General features: G+C 66.1%; 8 protein-coding genes. 3 read left to right on the top strand and 5 right to left on the bottom strand.

Features of this window, described 5'->3' with window-relative positions; genetic code table 11:
* The 3 genes from JWN97_RS03510 to JWN97_RS03500 all read left to right on the top strand — a co-directional run.
* Nucleotides 1–392: superoxide dismutase family protein (locus tag JWN97_RS03510; RefSeq protein ID WP_297618327.1), on the top strand; the 392-nt coding region annotated here is incomplete at its 5' end.
* 68 nt (nt 393–460) lie between these two features.
* A complete protein-coding gene (locus tag JWN97_RS03505; protein ID WP_297618324.1) occupies nt 461–2068 on the top strand; it encodes a CocE/NonD family hydrolase in 1608 nt (535 codons plus the stop codon).
* Nucleotides 2069–2520: 452 nt separating this feature from the next.
* Nucleotides 2521–2823 (top strand): hypothetical protein, encoded by a 303-nt coding sequence (locus JWN97_RS03500; RefSeq protein ID WP_297618321.1) that lies wholly within the window; start codon nt 2521–2523, stop codon nt 2821–2823.
* 129 nt (nt 2824–2952) lie between these two features.
* On the opposite strand, the gene JWN97_RS03495 is transcribed toward JWN97_RS03500, so the two are convergent.
* The 5 genes from JWN97_RS03495 to JWN97_RS03475 form a co-directional block, all read right to left on the bottom strand.
* Complete coding sequence (locus JWN97_RS03495; RefSeq protein ID WP_297618318.1) at nt 2953–3960, bottom strand: dipeptide ABC transporter ATP-binding protein; 1008 nt, start codon at nt 3958–3960, stop codon at nt 2953–2955.
* Nucleotides 3957–5012, bottom strand: a complete 1056-nt coding sequence (locus tag JWN97_RS03490) for an ABC transporter ATP-binding protein (RefSeq protein ID WP_297618315.1) — start codon at nt 5010–5012, stop codon at nt 3957–3959. Before JWN97_RS03490 ends, JWN97_RS03495 begins: the two co-directional genes overlap by 4 nt.
* Nucleotides 5012–5977: an ABC transporter permease gene (locus JWN97_RS03485; RefSeq protein ID WP_363321250.1), complete on the bottom strand. Its 966-nt coding sequence runs from the start codon at nt 5975–5977 to the stop codon at nt 5012–5014. Before JWN97_RS03485 ends, JWN97_RS03490 begins: the two co-directional genes overlap by 1 nt.
* Nucleotides 5970–6971: an ABC transporter permease gene (locus tag JWN97_RS03480; RefSeq protein WP_297618309.1), complete on the bottom strand. Its 1002-nt coding sequence runs from the start codon at nt 6969–6971 to the stop codon at nt 5970–5972. The genes JWN97_RS03485 and JWN97_RS03480 overlap by 8 nt, the downstream gene beginning before the upstream one ends.
* 87 nt (nt 6972–7058) lie before the next feature.
* A complete protein-coding gene (locus JWN97_RS03475; protein ID WP_297618306.1) occupies nt 7059–8687 on the bottom strand; it encodes an ABC transporter substrate-binding protein in 1629 nt (542 codons plus the stop codon).
* Between the last annotated feature and the right edge of the window lie 24 nt (nt 8688–8711).

The following is an 8711-nucleotide window of genomic DNA, read 5'->3' as shown; positions in this document are numbered from 1 at the left end:
CTCAGGGTTTGACGCCGGGCTTCCACGGATTCCACATCCACGCGGTCGGAGTGTGTGACCCGGCGGCGCCGACCGGGCCCTTCATGTCCGCCGGCGGCCACTACAACCCCACGCTGCTGAATCACGGCGACCACGCCGGCGACATGCCACCGCTGCTGGTGACCGCCGACGGTCACGCGTACACCAGCTTCGCCACCGACCGGTTCAGCCTGGACAGTCTGCGCGACGTGGACGGGTCCGCAGTGATGGTGCACGCCGGCCGCGACAACCTTGCCAACATCCCGAGCCGGTACACGGTCGGCGGTGTGGCAGGACCGGACACCACGACGCTCAGCACCGGCGACGCGGGCGGCCGCGTGGCGTGCGGTGTGATCGCCCCACTCGTTCACTGAGCAGCGAGGGTGGGATGGAGCCCCGCCTGCGGCTTCCGCTCGGGCCAGCGATTGCTCGGATCCTGCGGATGCCGTCGGGCCGCCACGACTACACCGTGTCTCATGAACGCGTCCGAATGCGTGACGGCGTGCAGCTCCTGACTGACGTGTATGTCCCCGTGGGCACATCGTCGGGCGCAATACTGATCCGCACTCCGTACGGCCGTGATGGGTTGATCGCACAACTCACCGCGGGCTTCTTTGCCAGTCACGGCTACCACGTGGTCAATCAGAGCTGCCGCGGAACGTTCGGGTCGGGTGGGGACTTCGACCCGTTCAGCCAGGAGATCGCCGACGGTGCTGATGCCGTCGCCTGGCTGCGACAGCAACCCTGGTTCGGCGGCCGCTTCGCGCTGTGGGGAGCCTCGTACGCGGGGCACACGGCGTGGGCGGTGATGCTGGATCCTCCCCCGGAGCTGGCGACGGCGGTCGTAGCCATCTCCGCACACGACGCGCACTGGGTCGTCCATGGTGCCGGAGCCTTCTCGCTCGAAGAAGTCGCGAACCTGATGGACGGTCTCGGTCACCTCGACGTCGGTGCGGCCCGGGGGATCCTGCGCGGGGTGACGGCGAGCCGACGGCTGAGACCTGCCTTCGAAGACCTCCCGCTGACGCGGGCACAGGACACCGTCCTCTCGGACAGTGGCATGCCGTACCGGGACTGGCTCCAAGCCACGGATCCTGAGGATCCCGTGTGGCGCAACATGCGCCTGGGGCCGGCACTCGCGAGGGTTACTGTCCCGGTCCTGTTGCAAACGGGGTGGCAGGACCGATTCCCCGCTCAGATGCTCGAGCAGTACGAGCGGCTCCAGCGGCGAGGTGTGGCGGTCGGACTCACCATCGGACCATGGACCCACGTCCAGACCGCCACGAAGGGCGCCGGAACGGTCATGACCGAGGCCCTCGACTGGCTCGCCGAACATCTCAGCGCGACCAGTGACCGCCAACGGCCGAGGCCTGTCCGCATCTTCGTGACAGGAGCCAAGGAATGGCGCCACCTTGCGACTTGGCCGCCACCGACCGAGGAGCGCGTGCTCTACCCCCAGCCCGACGGTGGGCTCAGCGAGACCGTGCCGCCGCCACGCAACAGCCCAACGGCGTTCACCTACGACCCCGCGGATCCCACTCCGGCTGTTGGCGGCCGTGTGATCAACCCGACGATCGGGGGTCACCGCGACAACCGCAAACTGGAGGAGCGATCGGACGTTCTCATCTTCACCAGCACACCTCTGGTCGAGCCTATGGAGGTTATCGGCAGCCCCCGCGTCGAGTTGGTGTACGAGACCGACAATCCACACGCCGATTTCTTCGTCAGACTGTGCGAAGTCAGGCAGGACGGTCGATCCATCAACGTGAGCGATGGGTTCACGAGACTGAAACCCGATCAACCGAACGGGCCGATCCAGCTCCGGCTCGACGCAATCGCCCACCGCTTCAAACCCGGAGTCCGGATCCGGCTACAGGTCTCTGGTGGAGCGCATCCGAGGTATGCACGGAACCTCGGTACGAGCGAAGACCCATCGACAGGCACTCATCTGGCGCCTTCGCAGCGGGTGATCTTCCACGGTGACGGCGGGTTCTCCAGGGTCGACCTGCCCTGCCAACCCGTCCGCTTGTGGACTGCCACGCCCAGGTAGGGACGCGGCGCAACCGGACGTGGGGTGACATGCGATTGCGACGGCGCAGACCGTGTCCGCCTCGACCCGAGGACTGTCGGCTCTGTGAGCGAGTTGATGCGCACACTTGCGGTCGGTGACTGCAATACGGGCAACGGCAGTCCGGCGATCAGACCCGAGGACCTATGCGGCATTGGGTGGTCTGACCTACCCATGCAGTGGCGCCCCCTGAGAACCGCGCGTCCCATCGGCTCCTTGGCGCTCACGGGCTGGGCCCTGGCGCGTGGAGTACGCCGCAGACAGTCAGCGGACCGAGAGCGGTGGTGCCCACCTCGCCAGCGTCCTCCCGTCGGAGAGCAGCGTCACCGGGACGGATACCCGATGGATACCAAGGAAAAGCGCGACAGGTACCGGGGTGCTGGAGAACAGAGGCAGAGGCGGCGGGCCAGACCGCCGCAGCCAAGGAGCTCACCATGAACCGCTACAGCCTCTCTTCCGACTCTGATCGTTGGTGGTTCCCCGCCGCGATCGCCGGCGCGATCGGCGTCACCGCCGTGACCGCCATCTTCGTCGCTCCCGCGATCGGTGCCCAGTCAACTCCGATCGTGACGCCTGCCGATGACTCGACCGTCCCGGGCGGATCGGGGTCTGTCGTCCTCATCGAACGACCGTGCTACATGGCTCGGGCGGGATGGAACACCCCCGCGGGGTGGGAGCAGCCCGTTTGCACGACCGAGATCGGCGCTGGCTCCGCGAGGGATGTCCCAAGCGGGTGACGACTACCTGCCTTGACCCGGTGTGGCGTCTCGGGCGCCCGCCAGCAGCCCTTCCCGTGCCAGGAGTCCCACCATGCGGCCTCGTTGAGGAGGTGTGCGGGTCGCCGGGGGCGGGCGAGGACGAAGGCGTCAGTACGCAGCGTGCGTGACGTCGATGACCTCGGCGAAGTGGCAGGCCGAGGGGTGATCTCCGCCATCGCGGACCTCGAGCGCCGGCTCGCTCTCAGCGCAGACGCTCTGCGCCTTCCAGCAGCGGGTGCGAAACCGGCAGCCGGACGGGGGGTTGGCAGCAGAGGGCAGCTCTCCCGTGAGCACGATCTGTTTCCGGTGGCCGCGTAGCCCCGGGTCGGGCACTGGGACGGCAGACAGCAGGGCCTGCGTGTATGGATGTGTCGGCCGCTCGTAGATCTGGTCCTCCGTCCCGAGCTCGACCATCTTGCCGAGGTACATGACTCCGACCCGGTCGGAGATGTGTCGGACCACGGAGAGGTCGTGCGCGACGAAGATGTAGGACAACCCGAACTCCGATTGCAGGTTCTCGAGCAGGTTGACCACTTGGGCCTGCACGGAGATGTCCAGGGCGGAGACCGGTTCGTCGCAGATGATCACCTTCGGCCGCAGGGCCAGCGCCCGCGCGATGCCGATCCGCTGGCGCTGGCCACCCGAGAACTGGTGGGGATACCGGTTGATGTGCTCGGGGCTGAGCCCGACGACCTCGAGCAGCTCCTGGACCTTGCGACGTCGCTCACCCTTGGGGGCGACTTCCGCGTGGATCTCGAAGGGTTCGCCGATGATCTTGCCGACGGTCATCCTGGGGTCCAGCGAGGAGTACGGGTCCTGGAAGATGATCTGCACGTCGCGACGGATCTTGCGGAGCCGGCTCGGCTTCATGCCGACCAGCTCTTCGCCCTCGAGCTTGACCGAACCCGAGGTCGCCGGAATGAGGCCCATCAGGACCCGGGCCAGAGTCGACTTGCCGCAGCCGGACTCACCCACGATCCCCAGGGTCTCCCCCTGGTACAGCTCCAGGGAGATCCCGTCGACTGCTTGGACGTGGCCGACCGTGCGCTTGAGTACGCCAGCCGTGATCGGGAAGTATTTTCGAACGTCGGTTGCGGCCAGGATCACCTCGCTCATGAGTCGAGCACCTCCTGGAAGAAGTGGCAGGCGCTCAGCCGGCCGGGTGTCACGGTGTAGAGCGGAGGCGTGTCCTCGCGACACCGTTCCCGAGCGAAGCGGCACCGTGGGTGGAAGGCGCAGCCGGACGGCATACTGGTCAGGTTGGGCGGCAGCCCCTGAATCGATGCGAGCTGCTGCCCTTTCATGTCGACGCGCGGGATCGACTCCAGCAGTGCCTGGGTGTAGGGGTGGGCAGGACTGTCGTAGATCGCGTAGACGTCGGCCTTCTCGACCTCGCGGCCCGCGTACATGACACAGATGTCGTCGGCGACGTCCGCGACCACTCCGATGTCGTGTGTGATCAGGATCAGCCCCATGTTGCGTTCGGCTTGCAGGTCGGCCAACAACTTCATGATCTGTGCCTGCACCGTGACGTCGAGCGCAGTCGTGGGTTCGTCCGCGATGATCACGTTCGGGTCGAGCGCGAGGGCCATCGCGATCATCACCCGCTGCCTCATGCCGCCCGAGAACTGGTGTGGGAAGTCGTCGACGCGCTGCCCGGCCGCCGGGATGCCGACCAGATCGAGAAGGCGGACCGCCTCCTGCTTGGCCTGCTTTCGCGAAAAGTCCCGATGCTTGCGGAACAGCTCGCCGAGTTGCCAGCCGACCGTGAAGACGGGGTTGAGGGCGCTGAGTGCGTCCTGGAACACCATGCCGATGCGATTGGCGCGGATCTGACGCCGGGCATCCTCGTTGAGTGTCAGCAGGTCGACTCCCGACAGCAGCACCTTTCCCCCGACGACCCGAGCAGGAGGCGAGTCGAGAATGCCCATGATCGCCTGCGCCGTGACGGACTTGCCGCAACCGGACTCGCCCAGGATGCCCAGTGTCCTGCCAGCTTCGAGGGTGAAGCTCACCCCGTTTACTGCGTGGGCCACTCCCTCCTTGGTCTGGAAGTCGACGCGCAGCTCCTGGACGTCGAGGAGCGGCGCCGTCGTGTCGAAGTACAACGACGCGACGGCTTTGCTGTCCGCCGGCGTGCCGGCTTGCAAGATGTCGGATTCGGGCATCATCGACCCTTCGGATCGAGAGCGTCTCGCAGCGCGTCACCCATGAGGATGAAACTGAGCACGGTCACCACCAGCACGATGCACGGGAACACCAGCAGGTGCGGGAAGCCCGCGACCGCGAAGTCCTGGCCCTGGGCGATGGTGATGCCCCATGACACCTCGGGTGGCTTGAGCCCGACCCCGAGGAAGGTGAGAGTGGCCTCGGCGGCGATGAACGATCCGACGTAGATGGTGCACAGGACGATGATCGGGGCCAGCGCGTTCGGCAGGATGTGTCGCAGGATGATCCGGCCGTTCGTCGCCCCCATCGCCCGCGCCGCCTCCACGAAGTCCTGGTCGCGCAGGCTGAGCGCGGTCCCGCGCACGATCCGGGTCATCTGGGTCCACCCGAGCACGACCAGGACAAGGATCACCGCCCAGATGCTCTGCGACTTGAGCAGGGCCAAGAAGATCACCGCGCCCAGGAGGAACGGCAGCCCGAGAAAGATGTCGGTGATCCGTGAGATGACGGTGTCGACCCACCCGCCGTAGTAGCCAGCCAACAGCCCGAGCGTCGTGCCCACCAGCGCCGTCATCGCAGTCACGATGACTGCCACCACGATGGAGGGACGCGCCCCCCAGATGATCTGGGAGTACATGTCGCACCCCAGCGTCGTGGTTCCCAGGACGTACCCGTCCAGGTCCGCGTCGTAGCCAGGCTGCGTCTTGCCCGGGAACCAGGACGGCGGCGTCCGGTTGATGTTGATGTCGCACTCGAGTTTGCCGAGGCTGGTCCACAGCTGCGGGAACAGCGCCCAGGAGACGACGACCAGCACGACCAAGGAGCACACGACGAACACCGGGTTGCGAGACAACTGGTGGCGGGCGTCCTTCCAGATGCTCCCCGATGTGGGCCCCCGCCCCCTGACCGGAGTCTCGGGCGGGATAGCGCCTGGAGCCTCGGTCACGGGACTGCTGCTACTCATATCGGATCCTCGGGTCGAGTACGGCATAGAGGAGGTCGACCAAGAGGGACGCGATCAGGTACACCAGGACGAGAAGGGGGACCACCGCCATGATGATTGGTGTCTCTCCGGTGCGGACGGAGCGGAACACCAGGCCGCCGATCCCGGGAATGTTGAAGATGCCCTCGGTAATGAGAGCTCCCGCCATCAGGCCGCCGATGTCGATGCCGATCAGGGTGACGACCGGGATGAGGCAGTTGCGCAGGGCGTGGATGCCGACGATCCGGGTGGGTTTGAGGCCCTTGGCCCTGGCCGTGCGGACGTAGTCAGATCGCAGCGATTCGATGAGTTCGGTGCGAGTCATCCGGGCGATGATCCCAAGGGATGTGGCGCCCAGGACCATGGAGGGGATGATCAGGCTCGCCCACGGATGGTCAGACTGGTACGAGATGGAGAAGATCGCCTCCATCGTCTCGGATTCCGTGCGGTCTCGGACCCAGTTTCCGATGTAGAGGCCGAAGATGATCTGAGTCAGCACGCCCACGACGAAGATCGGGACAGAGATCACCAGCACGGTCGAGATCCGGACGAGGTTGTCGGCGAAGCGTTCCTTGCGGAGACCGGCGATGACGCCGGCGAGGATGCCGACGACCGACTCGAAGACGATCGCGAGGAGCGTCAGCCGCAGGGTGACCGGCGCAGCCCGCGTGATCAGGTCGGTGACGGGTTGAAGGTTGAAGTCGACCCCGAAGTCACCTCGCAAGTAGCCGCCGACGCGCTCGACGAACATGCCGACGCACGGGTTGCCCGGCTGTGAGAGGCAGGGATCGTCCAGACCGAAGGCGCGGGTCAGGGCCGCGATCGTCTCCGGCGGTGGCTGACGGTCTCCGAAGAGCGCACGCACCGGGTTGCCGTTGAACTGGAACGACAGGGTGGTCAGGTAGTGAAGCAGGAACAAGGTGCCGATGAGCACCGGGATGAACTGAAGCAGGCGTCGAACGGCGTATCGCCCCATCGCCATCCCCTCCTGTGAAAGTGACCGGCCAGGCGCCTTGCGACCGGCGCGGGTCGGAGTTCCCGGCCCGCTCCCGGCTTTCACCGATCAGCTGGTGACACCCACCTCGGCGAGCAGCAGCTGGTTGGTGGGGCTGTACTCGACGTTCTCGACGTTCTCGCTGGTGACGATGAACGTCTTGCCGAACCAGAGCGGGATGACGATCTGGTTGTCCAGGACCACGTCTGCGGCGGCCTGGTACGCCGGCAGACCCTCTTCGACCGTGGCAGCGGCGTCGCCCTCAGCCACCAGCTCGAGGAACTGGTCGTGCTCTGGGCCCTTCCAGTCGCCGTAGTTGGTGCTCCCGGCCCCGTACAGCGGGTCGAGGTAGTTCTGCGGGGAGGGGTAGTCGGGCAACCAGCCGAGACGGTACGGGCCGTCCACGGTGCTCCGGGTGTCGAGGGCCGCCAGGTAAGGAGTGAACGGCTGCGACTTGAACTCGTAGTCCAGACCGAGGTCGTTCTTCCATCCCTGGGCCATCGCCTGCACCCAGTCCTCGTGGCCGCCGTCGTTGTTGAACCAGATGTTGATCTTGTTGCCTGGGATGCCTCCGGCCTCGTCGAAGAGTGCCTTGGCTGCCTCGGGGTCGTAGCTGCACGTGTCGCAGGCGTCCTCGCGGCTGCCCGGGACGAACGGCGAGATCACGTCAAGGGCTGGGATGAAACGGCCGTCGAGCACACGATCGATGATCGCCTGACGGTCGATCGCCATCGACAGCGCCTGCCGGATGCGGACGTCGGAGAAGGCCTCCTCGTAGAGCGGGAAGCCGAAGTAGGCGTACGAGCCGCTGTCGACCTCGAGGATCTGATCGGGGTAGGCGGTGCGGGCCTGCGGGGTCTGCGACGGGTCCGGTGTGACGATGTCGAGGCTGCCGGCCTGGAAGTCACGGTAGGCGGTCTTCAGGTCGGCGTAGATCTTGAAGGTGATCTCGTCGGCCAGTCCTGCAGTGTCCTGGTCGGCGTAGTCGGCGTACTTCGCCAGCGTGATCGTCTCGTTGTGCTGCCACGGCTCGGAGAACTCGTAGGGGCCGTTGCCGATCGGCTGCTCGTTGCATGCCTTCAGGTCGTCCAAGCAGGCTTGCGCCATCGGCGCACCGAGCGGCGCGTAGCTGAGGACGAGCGGGAGCTGTGAGAAGGGTTTGGTCAGCGCGATCTCGATGGTGAGGTCGTCTGCCGCCGTCAGGCCGGACAACTCCTTGGCCTTCGGCTTCTCGCCCTGGAGGTCGTCATAACCCTCGACGTTGGCGAGGAAGAAGCCGAGCTGGGTCGCGTTCGGACCGTAGGCCGTGTAGTTCCACGACCGCACGAAGGACGCCGCGTCAACCGGCTCGCCGTTGTGGAAGGTGAAGCCGTCCTTGAGCTTGATGGTCCAGTGTTGACCGTCCTCGGACTCGATCGACTCCGCCATCTGAAGTTGTTGCTCGGAGGTCTCGGGGTCGACCTGCAGCAGGCCGGTCCACACCAGGTTGATGATCTGGGAGCAGTCTGAGGAGTAGCAGTTGCTCGTGGGCGCGAACGCCTCGGGCTCACTGCTCGAAACACTGAAGGCGCCACCGGCCTGAGCGTCCGGCTCGCCGCCGCCCGGTGGCTCATCACCGCCATCTCCGCCCGAACAGCCGGCCAGGACCAGCGCCAGAGTGAGCGGGACGAGTGAGAGCCACTTCTTGGTCCGCCTCATGAGCGTTCCTCCGTTGTGCATCGG

Source organism: Nocardioides sp., assembly GCF_025965415.1.
Taxonomy (GTDB): domain Bacteria; phylum Actinomycetota; class Actinomycetes; order Propionibacteriales; family Nocardioidaceae; genus Nocardioides.
Note: the sequence above shows the minus strand (reverse complement) of the source record. Positions and strands in the feature narration are given on the sequence as shown.

Excerpts from the sequence above, each read along its gene's own strand:
- JWN97_RS03505 (WP_297618324.1), top strand. The coding sequence starts at position 461 with ATGCCGTCGGGCCGCCACGACTACACCGTGTCTCATGAACGCGTCCGA.
- JWN97_RS03500 (WP_297618321.1), top strand. The coding sequence starts at position 2,521 with ATGAACCGCTACAGCCTCTCTTCCGACTCTGATCGTTGGTGGTTCCCC.
- JWN97_RS03495 (WP_297618318.1), bottom strand. The coding sequence starts at position 3,960 with ATGAGCGAGGTGATCCTGGCCGCAACCGACGTTCGAAAATACTTCCCG.
- JWN97_RS03490 (WP_297618315.1), bottom strand. The coding sequence starts at position 5,012 with ATGCCCGAATCCGACATCTTGCAAGCCGGCACGCCGGCGGACAGCAAA.
- JWN97_RS03485 (WP_363321250.1), bottom strand. The coding sequence starts at position 5,977 with ATGAGTAGCAGCAGTCCCGTGACCGAGGCTCCAGGCGCTATCCCGCCC.
- JWN97_RS03480 (WP_297618309.1), bottom strand. The coding sequence starts at position 6,971 with ATGGGGCGATACGCCGTTCGACGCCTGCTTCAGTTCATCCCGGTGCTC.
- JWN97_RS03475 (WP_297618306.1), bottom strand. The coding sequence starts at position 8,687 with ATGAGGCGGACCAAGAAGTGGCTCTCACTCGTCCCGCTCACTCTGGCG.